General features: G+C 73.4%; 17 protein-coding genes. 8 read left to right on the plus strand and 9 right to left on the minus strand.

Annotated elements, in window-relative coordinates; all coding sequences use genetic code 11:
* The first annotated feature begins 124 nt into the window (after positions 1-124).
* Together ACH4N1_RS08905 and ACH4N1_RS08910 are read left to right on the plus strand one after the other, a co-directional pair.
* On the plus strand, positions 125-3,040 hold the full coding sequence (locus ACH4N1_RS08905) for a glycoside hydrolase family 48 protein (protein WP_398095630.1): 2,916 nt from the start codon (positions 125-127) through the stop codon (positions 3,038-3,040).
* A gap of 184 nt (positions 3,041-3,224) precedes the next feature.
* Complete coding sequence (locus tag ACH4N1_RS08910) at positions 3,225-5,888, plus strand: cellulose binding domain-containing protein (RefSeq protein WP_398095631.1); 2,664 nt, start codon at positions 3,225-3,227, stop codon at positions 5,886-5,888.
* A gap of 82 nt (positions 5,889-5,970) precedes the next feature.
* On the opposite strand, the gene ACH4N1_RS08915 is transcribed toward ACH4N1_RS08910, so the two are convergent.
* The 3 genes from ACH4N1_RS08915 to ACH4N1_RS08925 form a co-directional block, all read right to left on the minus strand.
* Positions 5,971-7,887: a rhamnogalacturonan lyase gene (locus ACH4N1_RS08915; protein WP_398095633.1), complete on the minus strand. Its 1,917-nt coding sequence runs from the start codon at positions 7,885-7,887 to the stop codon at positions 5,971-5,973.
* Between the two features lie 343 nt (positions 7,888-8,230).
* On the minus strand, positions 8,231-8,986 hold the full coding sequence (locus ACH4N1_RS08920) for a class I SAM-dependent methyltransferase (RefSeq protein WP_398095635.1): 756 nt from the start codon (positions 8,984-8,986) through the stop codon (positions 8,231-8,233).
* 29 nt (positions 8,987-9,015) lie between these two features.
* On the minus strand, positions 9,016-9,321 hold the full coding sequence (locus tag ACH4N1_RS08925) for a 4a-hydroxytetrahydrobiopterin dehydratase (RefSeq protein WP_398095637.1): 306 nt from the start codon (positions 9,319-9,321) through the stop codon (positions 9,016-9,018).
* A gap of 207 nt (positions 9,322-9,528) precedes the next feature.
* On the opposite strand from ACH4N1_RS08925, the gene ACH4N1_RS08930 reads away from it, so the two are divergent.
* The 4 genes from ACH4N1_RS08930 to ACH4N1_RS08945 all read left to right on the plus strand — a co-directional run bounded on the left by ACH4N1_RS08930 (position 9,529) and on the right by ACH4N1_RS08945 (position 13,059).
* Positions 9,529-10,356 (plus strand): helix-turn-helix domain-containing protein, encoded by an 828-nt coding sequence (locus tag ACH4N1_RS08930; protein ID WP_398095638.1) that lies wholly within the window; start codon positions 9,529-9,531, stop codon positions 10,354-10,356.
* A gap of 99 nt (positions 10,357-10,455) precedes the next feature.
* A complete protein-coding gene (locus tag ACH4N1_RS08935) occupies positions 10,456-11,319 on the plus strand; it encodes a helix-turn-helix domain-containing protein (RefSeq protein ID WP_398095639.1) in 864 nt (287 codons plus the stop codon).
* Positions 11,320-11,418: 99 nt separating this feature from the next.
* The gene (locus ACH4N1_RS08940; RefSeq protein ID WP_398095640.1) at positions 11,419-12,237 is read left to right on the plus strand and encodes an SAM-dependent methyltransferase; all 819 of its coding nucleotides are present in this window, start codon (positions 11,419-11,421) and stop codon (positions 12,235-12,237) included.
* Positions 12,238-12,570: 333 nt separating this feature from the next.
* Complete coding sequence (locus tag ACH4N1_RS08945; RefSeq protein ID WP_398095642.1) at positions 12,571-13,059, plus strand: nitrate reductase molybdenum cofactor assembly chaperone; 489 nt, start codon at positions 12,571-12,573, stop codon at positions 13,057-13,059.
* A gap of 123 nt (positions 13,060-13,182) precedes the next feature.
* Here ACH4N1_RS08945 and ACH4N1_RS08950 read toward each other — a convergent pair whose 3' ends face one another.
* From ACH4N1_RS08950 to ACH4N1_RS08965, 4 genes are all read right to left on the minus strand, one after another.
* Complete coding sequence (locus ACH4N1_RS08950) at positions 13,183-13,938, minus strand: glycerophosphodiester phosphodiesterase family protein (RefSeq protein WP_398095643.1); 756 nt, start codon at positions 13,936-13,938, stop codon at positions 13,183-13,185.
* A 129-nt stretch (positions 13,939-14,067) separates the two neighbouring features.
* A complete protein-coding gene (locus ACH4N1_RS08955; protein ID WP_398095645.1) occupies positions 14,068-14,496 on the minus strand; it encodes an OsmC family protein in 429 nt (142 codons plus the stop codon).
* Positions 14,497-14,683: 187 nt separating this feature from the next.
* Positions 14,684-16,762 (minus strand): phage holin family protein, encoded by a 2,079-nt coding sequence (locus ACH4N1_RS08960; protein ID WP_398095647.1) that lies wholly within the window; start codon positions 16,760-16,762, stop codon positions 14,684-14,686.
* Between the two features lie 138 nt (positions 16,763-16,900).
* Complete coding sequence (locus ACH4N1_RS08965; protein WP_366061483.1) at positions 16,901-17,302, minus strand: hypothetical protein; 402 nt, start codon at positions 17,300-17,302, stop codon at positions 16,901-16,903.
* A gap of 84 nt (positions 17,303-17,386) precedes the next feature.
* Here ACH4N1_RS08965 and ACH4N1_RS08970 point away from each other — a divergent pair, with 84 nt between their 5' ends.
* Together ACH4N1_RS08970 and ACH4N1_RS08975 are read left to right on the plus strand one after the other, a co-directional pair.
* Positions 17,387-18,160, plus strand: a complete 774-nt coding sequence (locus tag ACH4N1_RS08970; protein WP_398095649.1) for an MBL fold metallo-hydrolase — start codon at positions 17,387-17,389, stop codon at positions 18,158-18,160.
* Complete coding sequence (locus ACH4N1_RS08975; RefSeq protein WP_382790808.1) at positions 18,157-18,783, plus strand: DedA family protein; 627 nt, start codon at positions 18,157-18,159, stop codon at positions 18,781-18,783. The genes ACH4N1_RS08970 and ACH4N1_RS08975 overlap by 4 nt, the downstream gene beginning before the upstream one ends.
* A 249-nt stretch (positions 18,784-19,032) precedes the next feature.
* Here the strand turns inward: ACH4N1_RS08975 and ACH4N1_RS08980 are convergent, their stop codons facing one another.
* Both ACH4N1_RS08980 and ACH4N1_RS08985 read right to left on the minus strand, forming a co-directional pair.
* Positions 19,033-20,085 carry an MBL fold metallo-hydrolase gene (locus ACH4N1_RS08980; protein ID WP_398095650.1) on the minus strand — a complete coding sequence of 351 codons (1,053 nt, stop codon included), beginning with the start codon at positions 20,083-20,085 and terminating at the stop codon, positions 19,033-19,035.
* Entirely contained in the window at positions 20,082-21,329 is a 1,248-nt protein-coding gene (locus tag ACH4N1_RS08985; protein ID WP_398095652.1) for an aminotransferase class I/II-fold pyridoxal phosphate-dependent enzyme, read from the minus strand. Before ACH4N1_RS08985 ends, ACH4N1_RS08980 begins: the two co-directional genes overlap by 4 nt.
* Positions 21,330-21,435: the final 106 nt, after the last annotated feature.

A 21,435-nucleotide genomic window follows, 5' to 3' on the forward strand; every position in this document is an offset into this window, starting at 1 on the left:
ACATTTTCGACTCTTCAAGCACCTTGACCGCCTCCACCCACGTCCCCACTATGGGAGCGCTCCCACTGGTTCAAGGCTTGTTGCTCCTCCCCACTTCTCCGAGCCGCAAGGAGGAACCGGCACCATGGATCCCTCACGCAGACGCCGCACGGCGCGGCGACTGTGGACCGCCGTCCTGGCGGCCCTCGCGCTCCCCCTGGCCATGCTGGGCACCAACACGACTCCGGCCCAGGCCGCGGCACTTCAGTGCAGCGTCGACTACAAGACGAACGACTGGGGGTCCGGCTTCACCGCGGACCTCACCCTCACCAACCGCGGCACGGACCCGATCAGCGGCTGGACCCTGACGTACGCGTACGCCGGCAACCAGAAGCTGTCCAACGGCTGGAACGGCAGCTGGTCGCAGTCGGGCAAGCAGATCACGGTGACCAGCGCCTCCTACAACGGGACGATCGCCGCCGGCGCGTCGGTCGGCACCGGGGCGCAGTTCACCTACAGCGGCGGCAACGCCGCTCCCACGACCTTCTCGGTCAACGGCACCCCGTGCACCGGCGCCCACCAGCCGCCGATCGCCGTGCTGACCAGCCCGGCCGCGGGCGCGGTCTACACCCAGGGTGACGCGGTGCCGCTCGCGGCCACCGCGGCCGCCGCGGACGGCGCGACCGTCAGCAAGGTCGAGTTCTACGACGACACGACCCTGCTCGGCACGGACACCAGCGCGCCGTACTCGCTGTCGGCCTCTGGTTTGACCGTGGGCAGTCATTCGCTGGTGGCGAAGGCCTACGACAGCCTGGGCGCCTCGGCATCGTCCACGCCGGTCGGCATCACGGTCGCCTCGGGACCGGCCGTGGTGGCCTCCACGACCCAGCTCGCCGTCCAGCAGGGCAAGACGGGGACGTACGAGCTGCGCCTCTCCACCCAGCCGTCGGCCAACGTGACCGTGACGACCGCCCGGGCGAGCGGCAACACGGGACTCACGGTGACCGGTGGCGCGAGCCTGACCTTCACCCCGTCGAACTGGAACACCGCGCAGAAGGTGACCGTCACGGGCGACAGCTCCGGCACGGGCGCGGCGACCTTCGAGTCGACGGCGAACGGGCACGCGAAGGCCTCGGTCACGGTCACCCAGATCGCCGCGTCCAAGGCGTACGACGCGCGCTTCCTGGAGCTGTACGGGAAGATCACCAACCCTGCGAGCGGCTACTTCTCCCCCGAGGGGATCCCGTACCACTCGGTGGAGACGCTGATCGTCGAGGCCCCGGACCACGGGCACGAGACGACGTCGGAGGCGTACAGCTACCTGCTCTGGCTGCAGGCGATGTACGGCAAGGTCACGGGCGACTGGACCAAGTTCAACGGCGCCTGGGAGATCATGGAGAAGTACATGATCCCCACCCACGCCGACCAGCCGACGAACTCCTTCTACAACGCATCCAAGCCGGCGACGTACGCGCCGGAACTGGACACGCCCAACGAGTACCCGGCGAAGCTGGACGGCGCCGTCTCGGTGGGACCGGATCCGATCGCCGGTGAACTGAAGAGCGCGTACGGCACGGACGACGTCTACGCCATGCACTGGCTCCAGGACGTCGACAACGTCTACGGCTACGGCAACTCCCCCGGCAAGTGCGAGGCCGGTCCGGCCGACACCGGCCCGTCGTACATCAACACCTTCCAGCGCGGCGCGCAGGAGTCGGTGTGGGAGACGGTGCCGCAGCCGACCTGCGACGCCTTCAAGTACGGCGGGAAGAACGGCTACCTGGACCTGTTCACCGGTGACTCCTCCTACGCCAAGCAGTGGAAGTTCACCAACGCCCCGGACGCCGACGCGCGCGCCGTGCAGGCCGCCTACTGGGCGGACGTCTGGGCGGAGCAGCAGGGCAAGGGCAGCCAGGTCTCGGCCACCGTCGCCAAGGCGGCGAAGATGGGCGACTACCTGCGGTACGCGATGTACGACAAGTACTTCAAGAAGGTCGGCAACTGCGTGGGTCCGTCCGCCTGCCCGGCGGGCACCGGCAAGGACGCCTCGCACTACCTGCTGTCCTGGTACTACGCGTGGGGCGGCGCCACCGACACCAGCGCCGGCTGGGCCTGGCGCATCGGTTCCAGCCACGCGCACGGCGGCTACCAGAACCCCCTGGCCGCCTACGCGCTCAGCAGCTACGCCGACCTCAAGCCCAAGTCGGCCACGGGACAGGCGGACTGGGCCAAGTCGCTGACCCGGCAACTGGAGTTCTACCGGTGGCTCCAGTCCAGCGAAGGCGCCATCGCGGGCGGCGCGACCAACAGCTGGGCGGGCCGCTACGCGACTCCCCCGGCCGGGAAGTCGACCTTCTACGGCATGTACTACGACGAGCAGCCCGTCTACCACGACCCGCCGTCCAACCAGTGGTTCGGCTTCCAGGCGTGGTCGATGGAGCGGGTCGCCGAGTACTACCAGCAGACGGGTGACGCCAAGGCCAAGGCCGTGCTGGACAAGTGGGTCGACTGGGCCCTGTCCAAGACCACGGTCAACCCGGACGGCACGTTCCTGATCCCCTCCACCCTCCAGTGGTCGGGCCAGCCCGACACCTGGAACGCCTCGAGCCCCGGTGCCAACACGGGACTCCACGTCACCGTCGCCGACTACACCAACGACGTCGGCGTGGCCGCCGCGTACGCCAGGACCCTGACGTACTACGCCGCCAAGTCCGGTGACACGGAGGCGAAGGCGACCGCCAAGGCCCTCCTGGACGGCATGTGGAACAACAACCAGGACGCCCTCGGCATCGCGGTCCCCGAGACCCGCACCGACTACAACCGCTTCGACGACGCCGTGTACGTCCCGAGCGGCTGGACCGGCACCATGCCGAACGGTGACGCGATCAGCGCCTCCTCGACCTTCGACTCGATCAGGTCCTTCTACAAGAACGACCCGTCCTGGTCGAAGATCCAGAGCTACCTCGCGGGCGGAGCCGCGCCCGTGTTCACGTACCACCGGTTCTGGGCCCAGGCGGACATCGCCATGGCCATGGGCTCGTACGCGGAGCTTCTCGAATAAGCCCCCGCTAAGGCTCCGCGTACCGCGCCGGGCGGTCCCCACCCGCACAGGGGGCCGCCCGGTCGTCGCATCCGGGCTCCCCACCCGGCCCCGGCACGCTCCCGTGCCCCTCCCGCACGTCCCTGCACGTCCCTGCACGTCCCCGCACATTCCTTGACATGGCTTCTCGAGGAAGGACCCCACTGTGCGAAGAACCCGTGTCCTCACGGCCGCGCTGGCGCTCGCGGCCGGTCTGCTCGCCGGCGCCCCACCCGCGCTCGCCGCCGACAGCGCTCCGCCGGCGCCCCTGGCGGCGGAGTCGTACACCTGGAAGAACGCCCGGATCGACGGCGGCGGTTTCGTCCCGGGCATCGTCTTCAACCGCAAGGAGAAGAACCTCGCCTACGCCCGCACCGACATCGGCGGGGCCTACCGCTGGCAGCAGAGCAACAAGACCTGGACGCCGCTGCTGGACTCGGTCGGCTGGGAGAAGTGGGGGCACACGGGCGTGGTGAGCCTGGCCTCCGACTCCGTCGACCCGAACCGGGTGTACGCGGCCGTCGGCACGTACACCAACAGCTGGGACCCGGGCAACGGGGCGGTGATGCGCTCGGCGGACCGGGGCGCGAGCTGGCAGCGGACGGACCTGCCGTTCAAGCTCGGCGGCAACATGCCCGGCCGGGGCATGGGCGAGCGCCTCGCCGTCGACCCGAACCGCAACAGCGTGCTGTACCTGGGCGCGCCGAGCGGCAAGGGGCTGTGGCGGTCGACGGACTCGGGCGTCACCTGGTCGCAGGTGGCGAACTTCCCCAACGTCGGGAACTACGTGCAGGATCCGAGCGACACGAGCGGTTACGCCTCCGACAACCAGGGCATCGTCTGGGTCACCTTCGACGAGTCGACCGGGACGTCGGGCAGCGCCACGAAGACGATCTACGTCGGTGTCGCGGACACGGCCAACGCGGTGTACCGCTCGACGGACGCGGGCGCCACCTGGTCGCGGCTGGCCGGACAGCCGACGGGATACCTGGCCCACAAGGGTGTACTGGACGCCGTCAACGGTCAGCTGTACCTCGCGTACAGCGACAAGGGGGGCCCGTACGACGGCGGCAAGGGCCGGCTGTACCGGTACACGACGGCGACCGGGACCTGGACCGACATCAGTCCGGTCGCCGAGGCCGACACCTACTACGGCTTCAGCGGACTGACGCTCGACCGGCAGCGCCCCGGCACGGTGATGGCGACCGCCTACAGCTCCTGGTGGCCGGACACCCAGATCTTCCGCTCCACCGACAGCGGCGGCACCTGGACGAAGGCGTGGGACTACACCTCGTATCCCAACCGCGAGAACCGGTACACCATGGACGTCTCGTCCTCCCCCTGGCTGACCTGGGGAGCCAACCCGTCACCGCCCGAGCAGACCCCGAAGCTGGGCTGGATGACGGAGTCGCTGGAGATCGACCCCTTCGACTCGGACCGGATGATGTACGGCACGGGCGCGACGGTCTACGGCACCGAGAACCTCACCGCCTGGGACTCCGGCGGAAAATTCACCATCAAGCCCATGGTGCGGGGGCTGGAGGAGACCGCGGTCAACGACCTCGCCTCTCCCCCGGCCGGCGCCCCGCTGCTCAGCGCGCTCGGCGACATCGGCGGCTTCCGGCACACCGACCTGGACAAGGTCCCGTCGATGATGTTCACCTCGCCGAACTTCACCACCACCACGAGCCTGGACTTCGCCGGGACCAACCCGAACACGGTCGTGCGGACCGGCAACCTCGACTCGGGCCCGCACGTGGCGTTCTCGACGGACAACGGCGCCAACTGGTTCGCGGGCACCGACCCTTCGGGGGTGAGCGGCGGCGGGACGGTGGCCGCGGCGGCGGACGGCAGCCGCTTCGTGTGGAGCCCGGCGGGCGCCGGCGTGCACCACACGACGGGCTTCGGCACCTCCTGGTCGGCGTCGAGCGGCATCCCGGCCGGCGCGGTCGTGGAGTCCGACCGCGTCGACGCCAAGACGTTCTACGGTTTCAAGTCGGGCCGTTTCTACGTCAGTTCGGACGGCGGTGCGACCTTCACCGCGTCCCCGGCGACCGGTCTGCCCAGCGGGGACAGCGTGCGGTTCCAGGCGCTTCCCGGCACGAAGGGCGACATCTGGCTGGCCGGCGGGGCGAGCGACGGGGCGTACGGGCTGTGGCACTCGACGGACGGCGGTGCGAGCTTCACCAAGCTGTCCGGCGTCGAACAGGCCGACACGATCGGTTTCGGCAAGGCCGCCGCGGGCGCCTCGTACCAGACGCTGTACACCAGCGCGAAGATCGCCGGTGTGCGCGGCATCTTCCGTTCCACGGACAAGGGCGCGAGCTGGACACGGATCAACGACGACGCCCACCAGTGGGGCTGGACGGGCGCCGCGATCACGGGTGACCCGCGGGTCTACGGCCGCGTCTACATCGCGACGAACGGCCGGGGCGTGGTCTACGGCGACACCTCGGACGCCGGAGGCGGCGACGGGGGCGGCGGCACGGACCCGACGCCGTCCCCGACGGGCGCCTGCGCGGTGACGTACACCGTCACCAACCAGTGGTCCGGCGGCTTCCAGGCGGACGTGAAGCTCGCCAACACGGGGACGAGCGCCTGGTCGGGGTGGTCCCTGAACTGGGCCTTCACCGGCGGCCAGACGGTCTCCCAGCTGTGGAACGCCGAGCACACCCAGTCGGGTGCGTCGGTGACCGTGAAGAACACCGGCTGGAACGGCACCGTGGCGGCGGGCTCCTCGGTGGGCTTCGGCTTCACGGGCAGCTGGTCGGGCACGAACGCGAAACCGGCCGCCTTCAAGCTGGGCGAGCAGACCTGCGCGGTGAACTGAGGCGCACTGAGGTGAGCCGGGACGGTCGGTGAACCGGTGGGGCGCGTGCCGCTCGCGGCACGCGCCCTTCGCATGCGGTCGGTCAGGGCGTGTAGACGGTGGGCCGCGGTGCCGTCGCCATCCCGTCGCCGAGGAAGAAGCTCGGGTGCGGCGGCTGGTTGTAGGCGGTGTTCTGCCAGGCCAGGGCCGTGCGGTACTGGGTGTCGTGCAGCAGGGTGGTGATCTTGGTGCCGGTCTCGACCGGGGTGGAGTAGATGCGCAGGGCCTTGTTGTCCGTCGTCGGCCAGACCACCTCCTCGCGCCAGTCGCCGAGGATGTCCCCGGACAGGGACGGGGTGGACTTGGTGCCGTTGTTGGAGTGGACGCCGGAGGCGGTCAGCAGGCGGGTGTCGCCGGAGGTGCCGTACTTGTCGATGCGGGTGCCGTCGAGGAGTTCGCGGACGGGGTCGCCGTCCCACCAGGTGACGAAGTTGATGCTGGACGGCTCGCGGCCGAGGGAGGCGCCGGTCGCCGAGCGCAGGGTGGTGTCGGAGGCGGACCAGGCCTCGGCGCCCGCGCTGCCGGCGTAGACGTCGGCGGCGACCCCGCGGCCGTTGTCCGCGCCGGAGGCCGTCTGCCAGAGGATCTGACCGGTGCGCGCGTCCGCCATCCAGGAGCCCGGCTTGCTCGTGTCCTCGGAGACCTTGAAGTACTCCAGTCCGGGCCGGGACGGCACGAGGTCGCCGAGGTGGGCCGCGTCACCGTGGCCGAGCTTGGTCGTCCACAGGCCGCTGCCGTTGTCGTCGACGGTCATCGCGCCGTAGACGATCTCGTCCTTGCCGTCGGCGTCGACGTCGGCGACCGACAGGGCGTGGTTGCCCTGACCGTCGTAGCCCTTGCCGGAGTTGGTGGAGGAGCTGGTGTCGAAGGTCCAGCGGCGGGTGAAGGCGCCGCCCCGCCAGTCCCAGGCCGCGATCACGGTACGGGTGTAGTAGCCGCGGGCCATGACGAGCGAGGGGCGGGTGCCGTCCAGGTAGGCCGTGCCGGCGAGGAAGCGGTCGACGCGGTTGCCGTAGGAGTCGCCCCAGGAGGAGACGGTGCCGCGGGCGGGCACGTAGTCGACCGTGCCCATGGCCTTGCCGGTCTGCCCGTTGAACATGGTGAGGAACTCGGGGCCGGACAGCACGTAGCCGCTGGAGTTGCGGTGGTCGGCACCGGAGCTGCCGATGACCGCGCCGGTGCCGTCCTTGGTGCCGTCGGCGGTCTTCATGGCGACCTCGGCCCTGCCGTCGCCGTCGTAGTCGTACACCTGGAACTGCGTGTAGTGGGCGCCGGAGCGGATGTTGCGGCCCAGGTCGACGCGCCACAGGCGGGTGCCGTCGAGCTTGACGGCGTCGATGATCGTGTTGCCGGTGTAGCCGGACTGCGAGTTGTCCTTGGCGTTGGTCGGGTACCACTTGAGGACGAACTCCAGGGCGCCGTCACCGTCGAGGTCGCCGACGGAGGCGTCGTTGGCCTCGTAGGTGTAGGCCACCCCGTCGGGGGTGGTGCCGCCGGCGGGCGGGGTGATCGGCACGTCCTTGTAGCCGGTGCGGAGTTGGACGGCGTGGACGGAGTCGGCCTGTTCGACGCCGCCGACGACCGCGCGGACCGTGTAGTCGGCCTGGGCCGGGGCGCCGGAGTGGAAGAAGTTCGTGGAGCCGGTGACCGGGGTCGCGTTGACCTTCGTGCCGGCCCGGTAGACGTTGAAGGAGACGTCGCCCGGGTCGGTGCCGAGCCAGCGCCAGCTGACCAGGTTGCCGCTGTCGGTGTGCACGCTGACGACGCCCCGGTCGAGCTTCTCGACCTGGCGGGCGGTGGCCGCTTCGGCGCTGCCCTGGGTGAGCGTGGTGAGTCCGGCGCCGACGAGCACGGCCACGGCGGTCGCCGCGGCGAGGACGGCGGTCCTGCGCCGCCTGCGGTGGGTGGGGGGACGCAGAGGGGCCTGTTGCTCGGGCGGGTGCGGATGCGGATGCTGCACGAGAGGTACCTCCGGGGAGGGGGACGGGTTCCGCTCTTCCAGTCGCCGCCGACGGGCCGGGGGTTGCCGGGGTCGTCGGGCGGTTCGCCGGGACGGTCGCCGCGGCACTCGGCCGGCACGGTCACGGTCCGGACGGGGCGAGCCCCGCGGCCCGGGGCGGCGCGAGCACCTCCGTGTCCGCGCCGGGCCGGACGGACTCGTCGTGGGCGCGCGCCGTGGACCGGACGGGAACGGTGGCCCCGGTCCGGCCGCCGGCGCCGGCGCCCCGCCGGGAGCGGGCGTTCCCGGCCGACGACGGGGCCGCCCGGGTGAGCGACCGGACCACGGGCTTGGATCACGGGCTTCACGCGTCCGCCGGCGCCCCCGGCTTCCGGTACGCCTTCAGCGTGAACCAGGGGTCGGGGCGGGGCCGGTCCTGGTCGGGCAGCGCGGCCAGGCGCGCGGCGAAGGTCTCCGTGATCGTCTCGCCCGGCGGGAGGGTGACGAACCAGCCGCGCCGCAGGTCGGCGACGGTGCGGCGCGGGCTGCGGCCCTGACCCCGGCCGGGGAAGCGGCCCTGGCCCGCGGGGACGAGGCCGCGGTCGACGGCGTACGCGTCGACGAGCGAGGCCTCGTCGCGGGCCGCGCGGGGCGGGCGGGAGGCGAGGACGGCGTCGATGTCGCTGCCCACGTTGTGCGAGGCGGCCTTGTCGACGGTGGTGACGTACACGCCGCCGGGCCGCAGCACCCGCGCGCACTCGGCGACGATCGCCCGCGCGTCCGCGTCGGTCGGCGCGAGGTGGAGCAGCCACACACTGCTGACGGCGTCGAACTGCCCGCTGCGGAAGGGCAGTCGGCGGCTGTCGGCGCGCACCACGGCACCCGGCAGACGTACGGCGGCCCGGCGGACCATCGCCGCGGCGAGATCGACGCCGGTCACCCGCAGGCCGTCGCGTCCGGCGAGCCTGCGCGTGACGATGCCGGTGCCGCAGGCGACGTCGAGCAGGCCGCGCGTCCCGTCCGGCAGCAGGGCCAGGACGGCTTCCGCGGCGGCCGCCGCCCGGGGTTCACCGCCGCGTGAGGCGTCGTAGCGTGCGGCTTCCTCGTCGTAGTCCAGCACGTGGGGCCCCGTCCCGTCCGCCGCGCGTCTCAGTGCGCGCCGTGCGCCGGGGCCAGGTCCCGCACCCGGCGGGCCAGCTCGAAGTCGAGGTCGGTGACGGCGCCGCCCGCGCTGTGGGTGTTCACCGCGAGGGACACCGTGCGGTAGCCGAGGGTCAGCTCGGAGTGGTGGTTCAGCTCCTCCTGGACCTGGGCCACGTGGACGACCAGCGCGGTCGCGGCGACATGCGAGGCCAGCTCGTAGGAGCGGGTGAGCCGGCCCGCGTCGTGGGACCAGCCGGGCAGCTCCGCGAGCCGGTCGTCGATCTCCTTCTGCGACAGCGGTGCGACGGCCATGACTGGCTCCCTTCCCTGGGGTGGGCGTCGGGTACCCGTCCAGCCTGGCACAGGACGGCCGCGCCGGCCCCGGCCGGAAGGGTTCCCACCGGTTCGGGCCGGCCGCCCTCGGGCCCGGCGCGCGCGGGGTCCGCGGGGCCCCGCTCTCCGGCCACCACGGCCCGCGCGGCACCGTCGGCCGGCCCGCTCTCCGCTACGGTCGTCCGTATGACCCTTCTCGCGACCGGCACCACGGGCTCCGCCGCCTCCGCCGACCGGGGCGTCGGCCCCCTGCTGCGGGCCTGGCGGGAACGGCGCAAGGTCAGCCAGCTGGAACTGGCGCTGCGCGCGGATTCCTCGGCCCGGCACATCAGCTTCGTGGAGACGGGCCGGTCCCGGCCGAGCGAGGAGATGGTGCTGCGGCTGGCCGAGCACCTGGACGTGCCCGTGCGCGAGCGCAACGCCCTTCTGGTGGCGGCGGGTTACGCTCCCCGCTACCGCGAGACCCCGCTGGACGATCCGGCGCTGGACGCGCTGCGGGCCGGCATGGAGCGCCTGATCCAGGGCTACGAGCCGTATCCGGCGCTGGTGGTGGACGCGACGTACAACGTGCTGGCCGCCAACCGCGGCATCACCATGCTGCTGGCGGACCTCCCGGAGTCGCTGCTCGCACCGCCGCTCAACGCCATGCGGCTGACGCTGCACCCGGAGGGCCTCGCGCCGCGCATCCGCAACCTGCCCGAGTGGCGCGGGCACCTGCTGGCCCAGATGGAACGGCAGATCGCGCTGCACCGCTCCGCGCCGTTGCGGACGCTGTACGAGGAGGTCGCGGCCTATCCGGTCCCGCGGACCACGCCGGAGACCGGACCCGTCGAGGCCGTGCCGTACTTCGCGCTGCCGATGCTGATCGAGCACGAGGGCCGGACGCTGTCGTTCATCTCGTCGATCTCCACGTTCAACACGCCGATGGACGTGACGGTCGCCGAGCTGGCCATCGAGACACTGCTCCCGGCCGATCCGGCGACCGTCAAGTACCTGCATTCGCTGGTGAACTGAGTGGTCGTCGGGTGCGAGGTGATCCCGTCGTCCCTGTCGGAGCGCAGTCGGAACATGACACACTGACCGGCGTGCTTCGACACGTAGGGGAGACGTGGCGTGAGTGAAAGGCGGCCGGCGCCCACCGTGGGCCAGGTGGTACTCGGCAGACGGCTGCAGGAGTTGCGCGAGGCGGCGGGGTTCAGCCGTGAGGAGGCGGCCCGCGCACTGCGGGTGGCCCCCGCGACCGTGCGGCGCATGGAGACGGCCGAAGTCTCCCTGAAAATCCCTTATGTACAGGTGCTGTTGGAGGCCTACGGGGTGGACGAGGCGGAGACCGGCACCTTCGTCACGCTCGCCGAGGAGGCGAACCGGCCCGGCTGGTGGCAGCGGTTCCACGACGTCCTGCCGGAATGGTTCAGCCTGTACGTCAGCCTGGAGGGCGCGGCCCGTCTCATCCGCTCCTACGAACCCCACTTCGTGCCGGGCCTGTTGCAGACGGAGCGGTACGCGCGAGCCGTGCTGGAGGCCGGGACCGTCGGCCGGACCAGCCCGGAGGCCATCGAGCGGCACGTGTCGCTGCGCATGGCCCGGCAGCGGCTGCTCGAAGGGCCCCAGCCGCCCCACCTGTGGGTCGTGATGGACGAAACGGTACTGCGCCGGCCGGTCAGCGTCGACGCCGACGTCATGTACGAGCAGGTCGACAAGCTGCTGGAGCTGGCGGAGCGCGACCGGATCACCCTGCAGGTCGCGGAGTTCGCGAGCGGCCCGCACTCGGGGACGTCCGCGCCGTTCTCGCTGTTCCGGTTCGCCGAACCCGAACTGCCCGACATGGTCGTCACCGAGTACCTGTCCGGCGCGCTGTACCTGGACTCGCGCAGGGAGGTCTCCGCGCACCTGGAGGTCCTCGACCACATGACGACGCACGCCGCGTCGGCGCAGCACACGAGGAAACTGCTGCGTGATGTCCGCGGCGAGTTCTGACCGTCCGTCCCCACTCGTTCCCCTCACCAGCCACCCCTCACCAGTCACCCCTCACCAGTCACCAGTCACCAGTCACCAGTCACCGGGAGAAGACCGCGCATGACCGGACCCGAGCCCGAGGCCACCGTCCGCATCGACACCAGCAGGCCGCATCCGGCCCGGGTGTACGACTGGTGGCTGGGCGGCAAGGACAACTACCCCGTGGACGAGGAACTGGCCCGCAGGATCCTCGCCGTGGACGGCACGGTCTTACGCGGGGCACGCGCCAACCGCCGGTTCATGCAGCGGGCCGTGCGCACGGTCGCCGAGAGCGGCGTCCGCCAGTTCCTGGACATCGGCACGGGCATCCCCACCGAGCCCAATCTGCACCAGGTGGCACAGAGCGTCGCCCCCGAGTCGAGGGTCGTCTACGCCGACAACGACCCGATCGTGCTGCGGCACGCCCAGGCGCTGCTGCACGGATCGGCCGAGGGCGCCACCGAGTACGTGCACGCCGACGTCCGTGACGTCGACACCCTGCTGCACCGGGCGGCCGGCTTCCTGGACCTGGAGCGGCCGGTGTCGCTGTCCCTGGTCGCGCTGACCCACTACCTGGGCGAGGACCCGGCGGGCGACGACGTGTACGGGCTGCTGAAGCGGTACGTCGACGCGCTCGCACCGGGCAGCCACCTGATCCTCTCCCAGGTCACCCCCGACCTGAACCCGGAGGCGATCGAGAACGCCGCGAACCATTTCCGGCGCAGCGGCACCCCCTTCCACCCCCGCTCGCTGACGGAGTTCTCCCGTTTCTTCGAGGGCCTGGAGCTGCTCGGTCCGGGCGTGATCCCGGTCTCCGGCTGGCGGCCCGACCCCGAGGACGTCGCCCTGCAGGCGGACGGGATCGTGCCGGTGTACGCGGGGGTGGCCCGCAAGCCCTGAGGCCACCGGGCGCCGGGGCGCGCGGTCCCGGGGCGCGCGGTCCCGGGGCGCCGGCGCGGGTGACCCGTACGGGCGCCGTGAACGGGTACGCTCCCGCGCCCGCCCCTAGGTTCGGGACGGGGGCGAGCAGAGGGAGCGCCCTGTGACCGACACGCGGAGACCGCCCACCGGCCCCCGAACCACCGAACCCCGGACCGCCGACTCGCGGCCCACCGGCCCCCGGACCACCGACTCGTGGCCCGCCGGACCGCGGCACCTCGAACAGCCGGGCGCGGTGCCGGCACCGGCCTCGACCCCGGCCCCGCCGCGCGTGCGCCCCGTGAAGGAGGCGTGATGCCCTCGGACGCCGTGCTGTACCAGGCGGCCGCGCTCTGCCTGACGTACCCCGACCACGATCTGTACGCGAGGCTGCCCCTGCTGCGCGAAGCGGCCCCGCCCCTGCGGGAGTTCACCGACCACGCGGCCGTCACGCCACGGGCGGAGCTGGCCGGGCACTACGTGCGGGTCTTCGACTCCGAGGACCGGCACAGCCTGCGTCTGAGCCGGTGGTACGACGAGGGCGACCCGTGCGGCGGTGTCGCCCCGGCCCGCTTCGAGGACTCCTACCGGCGGCACGGGCTGGAGTTCACCGGCGAGGAGCCGCCCGACTTCCTGCCGGCGGTCCTGGAGTTCGCCGCCCGCACCGGCGACACCGGCCTGCTCACCGGGCACCGTACCGGTCTGGAGCGGCTGCGCTCCCGGCTCGCCGGCTTCGGCACACCGTACGCGTCGGTCCTGAACGCCGTGTGCGCCACACTGCCGACCGCACACGACAGACCGTAGGCGGATGACCGCGCCCGGACGACGGACGCCAGGCTACGGACGACGAACGCCAGGCTACGGGCGACGGACGACAGGCGACGGACGACGGACGACGCCCGGTGGGCGCGACCGGCCGTGGCGGGTTCACCGGGGCGGGCCGGCCGCCGGAAGGTCGCGGCGTGGTTCGCCGCGCAGCCGCACCGCGTGCCACGGCCGGTCGGTGACCAGCACGTCCACCCGGGGGTCGGCGAGGAAGGTCCGCAGTCCGGCGTCGTCGTTGACCGTCCACACCAGGGTGAACAGGCCCCGCCGGGCGGCCCCGCGCAGTACGGTGGCGCGGGCCAGCCGCTGGTGGACGGCGACGCCGTGGGCTCCGCAGGCCCGCAGGCGCCGGGCCGGGAACAGTTCGCTCGCGCGGGTCCCGGCCAGCCGGACCGTCGCGACCTCCCGGCGGTCCCGTCCCAGCGACAGGGCGGTGCGCACGCCGGGAAAGCCGCGGGTGATCGCGGCGACGGAACGGTCCTCCAGCGTCGTGGCGACGAACCCGTCCCGGCCGAGCAGTGTCACCGCGAGGTCGATCAACTCCCGCTCGTGGCCCGTCTCCTTCAGGTCCAGATGGCCGATCAGCCTGCCCGCGACCAGCGTCATGACCTCCTCGACGAGGGGGACGGCGTGTCCGGTGCGCGCGCACAGCTCGGTGTAGGTGAGGCGGGACAGCGGGGGCCCGGTGCCCGCGGCGCGCGGGTCGTGGTGGACGACGAACACGCCGTCGGCGGTGCGCCGGACGTCGAACTCCGCGTACTCGGCGCCCGAGGAGAGCGCGTCCTCGTAGGCCTCGAGGGTGGCGGCCGTACGGTGCTCGCTGCCGCCGCGGTGGGCGGAGACGGCGGGTCGTGTCATGCCTCCTCCTCACGGACGCGGCGGACGGGGCGGACGGGGCGGACGCGGCGGCCCCCCGGAAAACCCTGGCCCCGGCACCCGGCACCCGGCCGGTCGTGCGGTGGCGCGACCGGCCGGGTGTCCGGCGGCTCAGGCGAGCTTCGCGGACAGGGTGATCGGTACGGCCTTCAGGGCCTGCGAGACCGGGCAGTTGACCTTGGCCTGCTCGGCGGCGGCGAGGAAGGCGTCGTTGTCGAGACCCGGCACGGTGCCCTCCACGGTGAGGTGGATGCCCGTGATGCCCTCACCCGGCTGGAAGGTGACGTCGGCGGAGGTGACCAGCTTGGCGGGCGGGGTGCCGGCACCGGCCAGGGCGTGCGAGAAGGCCATGGAGAAGCAGCTGGAGTGGGCGGCGGCGATCAGCTCCTCCGGGCTGGTCTTCCCGTTGGCCTCCTGGGTGCGGGCGGCCCAGGTCACGGGCTGCTCGCCGATGGCACCGGAGGAGTCGAAGGTGACGACCCCGTTCCCCTCGATCAGGCTGCCTTCCCAGACGGTGTGTGCGGAGCGCGTGGTGGCCACGGTTCTTCCTTTCACATGTTTTCCCGTACGACGGTACGACGGGTTTCCGTGCCCATCCGATCACACTCCCGCTCACCGCACCCGGAAGACCGGCCCCCCCCGGGGCGTGAACGGCGGTCGGAGCCTCGCCGCGCGGGACGGCCGGGCGGCGCGGCCCGCCGTTCCACGGCGCGCACGGGCCGGTTCTTCAGGCGGCCCGCTCCTCCCGGGGCGTCTCCAGCGGTACCTGGGGCCCGTCCGATTCGCGCAGCCAGCGGCGCAGGACGTGGTGGACCTGCTCGGCGCCGGTCAGGTCGGCGCCGTCCTCGACCGGCGCGGACAGGGCGAGCGGGGACAGCAGGAACGGTTTCGACTGGGCGCCGCCGAGGCCGCCGTGGGAGCCGATCTGCTCCTCGAAGGCGAGGACCTCGCCGTCGGCGGGGTCGTGGAAGGAGTTGACCATGATGTCGGCGGTGTGCGGGAAGGAGTGGGTGCGGCGTACGGCCTCCACGGCACCCGGCTCGAACCCGGCCAGCGGGCCGGGGTCCTCGTCGAGCCGGTCGAGGGGGACCTCCGCGCCGTACGGGCCCAGCACCACTCCGCCGTGTTCCTCGCTGCGGACGAGGAGGAAGCCGATGCCGGGGTGGTTGGCGAGGGTGGTGAGCAGGGCGGGGTGGCGGGCGTCGATCTCCTCCTTGCTCATCCGGTGCGGCACGTCGGGGAAGGAGACCAGGCCGAGGTTGCCGGAGGCGAGCACGATCGGCTCCGAGCGGGGGGCCGGGCGGTGCTGTTCGCCGCCCTCCTCGACGGGCCGGTGCAGTGCGGCCCGGACGGCCGCGCGGGCCTCGGCGCCGCTGTGGGTGCGCCGCGCCCGGCGCGGCACGGGCAGCCCGCAGCCGGCCCGGACCAGGTCGGCGAGGGTGAGGCCGTAGCGGGCGCGGAAGGTCTCGCCGGGGCTCTGTCCGTGGTCGGACAGGACGACGATGCGGTACGGCCGCGGGGCGTGCTCGGCGACGTTCTCGACGAGCGCCAGCGAGCGGTCGAGGCGGGCGAGGACCTGTTCGGTGTCGCGGCCGAGCGGCCCGGAGTGGTGGGCCACCTCGTCGTAGGCGACCAGGTCGGCGTAGACGGCGCTGCGGCCGGCCAGCATGTCGCCCGTCACGGCGGCGACGACGACGTCCCGCTCGACGACGGTCGCGAAGGCGCGGATGAAGGGGTACAGGCCGCCGCGGGCCACCCGTGGCCGCTGCTTGCGCAGCCGGGCGCGGGTGGACTGGCCGATCTCCCGGCCGGTCTCCGCCACGAAGGACAGGGCGGTGCGGACGGCGTTGGCGGGGTCGGAGAAGTAGGCGAAGTACCCGGACCGGGAGCGGGTCGCGCGGCTGCGGCGGGTGGCGACGGACAGGACGAGGGCCTGTTCGTCGGCGCCGCCGCCGAAGAGGTTGCCGCGGCTGGCGCCGTCGGCGGAGAGCAGCCCACCGTCGCCGGTGCGTTCCACGGCGCGGCGCTGGAGTTCGGCGGCGCTGGTGGGGCGGTTGCAGACCACCACCTCGTGGCTGTCCTTCTCGTACCAGCGGAAGGCGGGCACGTCGAAGTTGCTGCCGTGCAGGATGCCGAGCTGGCTGGCCCCGGTCTGGCTGGACCAGTCGGTGCGCCACGGGGTGAGGCGGTGCGTGGGGCGGGCCGGCGCGCCCGGTCCGGCGCCCAGCCACTTGGCGACGGTCGGCATCAGGCCCTTCCCCACGGCGGCGGCCAGCACGTCGTGGCCGACGCCGTCGAGCTGGATGAAGACGGTGCCGTGGGTGGTGGGGCAGGCGGGGCCGCGGCCGCGGCGGCGGTCGGCGAGACGGTACAGCCGGCGCCGGTAGGCCTCGTCGTCGCGGACGGCGAGGGCGCCGCCGGTGGCGGAGGCGACGGCGGACATCACGGCGGCGACGATGACGGCGGTCTCGGGGGCGGCCTCGCTCTGGCCCGACGGGTTGAGCCGCAGGGCCAGCAGCAGCAGCGAACCGTTGAGGAAGAACACCAGCAGGCCGAGGACGAGCGCCGGCACCAGCAGCAGCAGGCGGACCAGCAGCGGCCAGGCGAGCGCCGAGAGCACGCCGAAGACACCGGCCCCGACGGCCGCGGTGACGGCGATGGTGGTGGCGCTGTCACCGTCGGGCGACTGGAGCCGGAAATCCGGCAGGATGCCCGCGAGCACCAGCATCGTGACGGTGGAGACGCCCCACACCGCGACGCTCCGCCCGGCCTGACTGACGGCCCGCCGCCAACGCCCCTGACCCACTCCCCGTACACCTCACGTCCCGGGCCGTCCTCGGTGCGGCCCTCTGCCCCATCACCTTGTCACACGGACTGTCGGCGGCGACGCCCCGACGGGAGCCGCGGGGCGCACCGCCGTCCGGGGCGGGGACGGTGCGGGCGGTCAGCGCCCGTCGTACCCGGCCGTCGGCATCGACAGCCTCCGGTGCACCCGCGCCTTCATCTGCGCGTCGTAGGCGGGTTCGGCGACGCCCACCGTCTCCACCCGCACCCCCCGCCGCGCGCACTCCTCGGCGAACTCGTCCACGGACGACAGGGCGCTCTCCAGGACCCGCCGGCTGGGCGCGACGAAGAGGTCGACGCCTGGCCTGACCCCGTCCCACAGCACGCAGTGGTCCGGCCGCAGCCCGCGCACCAGCAGTTCGCGGCTGACGACGTAGCCCCGTTCCGCGGCCCACCGCGCGCACATCGCGTGCTGGCCGCGGGAATCCACCAGGAAGGGATCGGCGTCCAATTCCTCCAGCGGTGTCAGACTCGCGATCGCCGTGACCCGCACCGGTCCCATGGCGTCCCCCTCACCTCCGGGTTTCGCCGCAGACCCTACTCCTGCCCGTAGGCTTCGGGGGAGTCGCGCGAAGGGGGCAAAGAGGTGCCGGTGGAGATCACGTGGTGGGGTCACGCCACCTGCACGATCACGGATTCGGACGTGCGTGTGCTGACCGATCCCCTGTTCGCCCGTCGGCTCGCGCATCTGCGCCGGCGCCGGGGGGCGCCGCCCCCGCCCGACGCCTGGCGCGCGGACGTGGCGCTCGTGTCGCACCTGCACTCCGATCATCTGCACATCCCCTCGCTGACGCGCCTCGCGCCGGGCACGCGCCTGCTGGTGCCCCGGGGCGCGCCGCGCGCCGTCCCGGGTCTGCGGCGCCTGCGCCACCTGCGGCTCACCGAGGTGGCACCGGGTGACGAGACGACCGTCGATGACCTGCGCGTACGGGTCGTGCCGGCGCGGCACGACGGGCGGCGGCTGCCGGTCGGCCGGCACCACTCCCCCGCGCTGGGGTACGTCGTGGAGGGCGAGGCGCGGACGTACTTCGCCGGGGACACCGGCCTGTTCGAGTCGATGGCCGAGGAGGTCGGGCCGGTCGACGTGGCGCTGCTGCCGGTGGGCGGCTGGGGGCCGTACCTCGGGCAGGGGCACCTGGACGCGGGCCGGGCCGCGGAGGCGCTGGCCCGGCTGGCGCCGCGCAGTGCGGTGCCGGTGCACTACGGCACGTACTGGCCGATCGGCATGGACGCCGTGCGCCCCCATGAGTTCCACGCGCCGGGCGAGGAGTTCGTACGCCTGGCGGCCGAGCGCGCGCCGGACGTGGTGGTGCACCGGCTCGGGCACGGGGAGAGCGTGCGCCCCGAGGTCGCGCGATGACGCCACTGGCCGCCGTCCCGGCGGTCATACCGACGGAGTCCACGCAGCAGGCGTTCGGCTACCCGTCCCTGTTCCTGCTGGTGCTGATCGGCGCGCTGGTGCCGGTGGTGCCGACGGGGGCGCTGGTGAGTTCGGCGGCCGTGGTCGCCTTCCACCAGACGGCGCCGTTCGCGCTGGCCCTGGTGTTCGTGACGGCGTCGCTGGCCGCGTTCTGCGGGGACGTCGGGCTGTACTGGCTGGGGCGGCGCGGGATGCGGTCGAAGAACGGCTCGCGCTGGCTGGCGGCGATCCGGTCGCGGGCGCCGGAGGAGCGGCTCGCGCAGGCCCAGGAGAAGCTCGCCGACCACAGCACGGCCGTACTCGTGCTGTCCCGGCTGGTGCCCGCGGGCCGCATCCCGGTGATGCTGGCCTGCCTGATGGCCGACTGGCCGGTGCGCCGGTTCGCCCGGGGCGACCTGCCGGCCTGCCTGGCGTGGGCGGTGACCTACCAGTTGATCGGCATCCTCGGCGGCTCCCTGTTCCCCGAGCCGTGGGAGGGCGTCGTGGCGGCGGTCGTCCTGACCCTGGTCGTCAGCGCGGTACCGGGCCTGTGGCGCAGGCTGCGGGAGCGGTCGACGGGGTGAGTGCCGCGGGGGGTGGGGTCGCGGGCCGTGCGCATGCGCCATGCCTCATGCCTCATGCCTCATGCCTCACAGGTGGCGGATGCCCCATGCGCCACAGGTGGCAGGTCGTCCGGGGCGACCGGTCGCGCAGCTCCCGCGTGTCCGGGGCACACCACCCGCACGCCCCTGAGCCGCACCCGCCTGCCCTCTCGCCCCCGTGCCCCGTCCCCCTTCCCCGCCCCGTCCCCCGTCCCCCGTCCAAGCGCAGCGTCACAGCACGCGTGAGCCCCCCACCGCCAGGTCCCACAGGTCCTCGCGGGGCAGGCCGGCCTTCTCCCAGGCGGCGCGGACGCGGGTGAGGGGTTCGAGGACGGGTTCGGCGGAGAGGACGAAGGTGCCCCAGTGCATGGGGGCCATCCGGCGTGCCCCCAGGTCGCGTGCCGCCCGCACCGCCTCCTCCGGGTCGCAGTGGACGTCGCTGAGCCACCAGCGGGGGTCGTAGGCGCCGATGGGCAGCAGCGCGAGGTCGATTCCTGGGTAGCGCTGTCCGATGCGGGAGAACCAGTGGCCGTAACCCGTGTCGCCCGCGAAGTAGACGCGGCGTCCGTCGGGGTCGGTGAGCACCCAGCCGCCCCACAGGGTGCGGCAGGTGTCGGTGAGGCTGCGCTTGGACCAGTGGTGGGCCGGTACGAAGTCGAAGCGCACTCCGGACAGTTCGGCCGCCTCCCACCAGTCCAGTTCGGTGACGCGGACGAACCGGCGGCGCCGGAACCAGCGGCCGAGCCCGGCGGGCACGAACACCGGTGTGCCGCGCGGGAGTCGGCGCAGCGTGGGGGCGTCGAGGTGGTCGTAGTGGTTGTGGCTGATGACGACGGCGTCGACGGGCGGCAGGTCCTCCCAGGGGACGCCGACGGGGGTGATGCGGGCCGGGGTGCCGATGATGCGGCGGGACCAGACCGGGTCGGTCAGAACGGTCAGCCCGCCGATCCGCACCACCCAACTGGCGTGTCCCGCCCAGGTGACGGCGACGGTGCGGGTGTCGACGCAGGGCAGCGGGCCGGGCTCGAAGGGCAGTCGCGCGATGTCGGCGAGGCCTTCCTTCCCGGGCCGCACGGCGCCTTCGCGGGCGAAGCGGGCGAGGGCCCGGAAGCCGGGCAGCGGGGCGGTCAGCCGGTCGTGGAAGGTGCGCGGCCACACCCGGGGTTCGCCCAGCGGGCGCGGCTCGGCGGGCGGCGGGACGGGGGAGGTCACGGGGGACTCGACCGGCGGGGTGCCGGTGTCCCGCACGGGCGTGGGGGTGGTCGACTCGGACTGCTGCGTCATCGAGGAGGCTCCCATCGCTGAGCGTCGTCACGGAGGTCGTCGAGGACCGACCTCAGGCGGGTCAACGCGCGTTGCACATGCGGCAGTTCCAACGGGTCGGGCGACATGAGGCATTCCGTGCGCCGCGCGTGCGTTCCGCCGAGCAGCATGCCCGTGGAGAGCCGTACGCGCAGCGCGCCGAGGTCGTCGCCGAAGCGGTGGCCGCCCGGCGCGGGCATGCCGAGCCGGGCGGTGAGGAGGTCCTCCAGGTCCTGTGCGTCGCCGACGCCCCGCGCGGCCGACTCCTCGCGCAGCGGCCCGAGGTCGACGTACAGGTGGCGGCCGGCGCGCGGCGGCAGCGCGAGGGCGCCCGCGGCGACGACGGCGGTGTGCGCGGCGGCGGCCACGCGCGCGTGCAGGCGTACGGCGGTGCCGACGCGCGTGGTGACGGGCTCGGGTTCGGACAGCGCGAAGGCGGCGGCCGCGGCGACGGGGGCGGCGACGCGCGCGTCGAGTGCGGTGAGGACGTCGAGCACGCGCGCGTGGAGGTCGTCCCCGGCGGCCGTGGCGGGCAGGCGGGCGACGGCGGCGGGCCAGCCGGTGGGCAGCAGGGCGCCCGCGAGGTCGCTGACGACGGTGACCCGGCCGGGCAGCATCTCGGCGGGGCTGACCAGGACGGTGTCGTGCGGGGCGTGCAGGGTGTCGCGCCAGGTCTCGTCGCTGATCAGGTGCAGGCCCTCGGCGGCGGCCGCCTCCACGGCCTCGTGCAGCACCTCGGGCGGGGCGACGGTGGCGGTGGGGTCGTCGGCGACGGACAGCACCAGCAGCCGGGGGTCGCCGCCCTCGGCGCGGATCCGGCGCACGGTCTCCAGGAGGGCGTAGGGGTCGGGGACGCCGCCGCACTCGGCGGGGGTGGGCACGTGGAAGACGGGCCGCCCCAGCAGCCGGGCGTACGGCGCCCACCAAGCCGCGCAGGGCCTCGGCACCAGGACGTCGCCGCCGAGGGCGGCGGTCAGCGCGACCAGCAGGACGGGGGCGCCGGGTGCCGCCACGACCCGGTCGGGCCCGGTGGGGGTGCCGCGCCGTTCCCAGTAGGCGCAGGCCGCGTCCAGGAGGGCGCGGCCGCCGCCGACGGGTTCGCCCTCGGGGCGTTCGGCGGCCGCGGCGAGGACGGCGGCGAGGTCGGGCAGCACGGGCAGGCCGTCCGCGGGCAGCTCGGGCCCGAAGCGGACGGGGCCGTGCCCTTCCGGTTCCGTGCCCCGCATGCCGTCCTCCGCGCCGTCGGTGCCTGGTGCCCCGCGCCCTGTGCCGCCGCCGGACCCGTCGTACGGCGGCGGGACCCCGTCCGTGTGCCGGGTGGTGCGGGACGGG

This window comes from Streptomyces sp. NPDC017202 (assembly GCF_044331705.1).
In the GTDB taxonomy this organism is placed as follows: Bacteria; Actinomycetota; Actinomycetes; order Streptomycetales; family Streptomycetaceae; genus Streptomyces.

Excerpts from the sequence above, each read along its gene's own strand:
- ACH4N1_RS08930 (WP_398095638.1), top strand. The coding sequence starts at position 9,529 with ATGACCCTTCTCGCGACCGGCACCACGGGCTCCGCCGCCTCCGCCGAC.
- ACH4N1_RS08980 (WP_398095650.1), bottom strand. The coding sequence starts at position 20,085 with ATGACGCAGCAGTCCGAGTCGACCACCCCCACGCCCGTGCGGGACACC.
- ACH4N1_RS08975 (WP_382790808.1), top strand. The coding sequence starts at position 18,157 with ATGACGCCACTGGCCGCCGTCCCGGCGGTCATACCGACGGAGTCCACG.
- ACH4N1_RS08950 (WP_398095643.1), bottom strand. The coding sequence starts at position 13,938 with ATGACACGACCCGCCGTCTCCGCCCACCGCGGCGGCAGCGAGCACCGT.
- ACH4N1_RS08940 (WP_398095640.1), top strand. The coding sequence starts at position 11,419 with ATGACCGGACCCGAGCCCGAGGCCACCGTCCGCATCGACACCAGCAGG.
- ACH4N1_RS08965 (WP_366061483.1), bottom strand. The coding sequence starts at position 17,302 with ATGGGACCGGTGCGGGTCACGGCGATCGCGAGTCTGACACCGCTGGAG.
- ACH4N1_RS08945 (WP_398095642.1), top strand. The coding sequence starts at position 12,571 with ATGCCCTCGGACGCCGTGCTGTACCAGGCGGCCGCGCTCTGCCTGACG.
- ACH4N1_RS08925 (WP_398095637.1), bottom strand. The coding sequence starts at position 9,321 with ATGGCCGTCGCACCGCTGTCGCAGAAGGAGATCGACGACCGGCTCGCG.
- ACH4N1_RS08905 (WP_398095630.1), top strand. The coding sequence starts at position 125 with ATGGATCCCTCACGCAGACGCCGCACGGCGCGGCGACTGTGGACCGCC.
- ACH4N1_RS08985 (WP_398095652.1), bottom strand. The coding sequence starts at position 21,329 with ATGCGGGGCACGGAACCGGAAGGGCACGGCCCCGTCCGCTTCGGGCCC.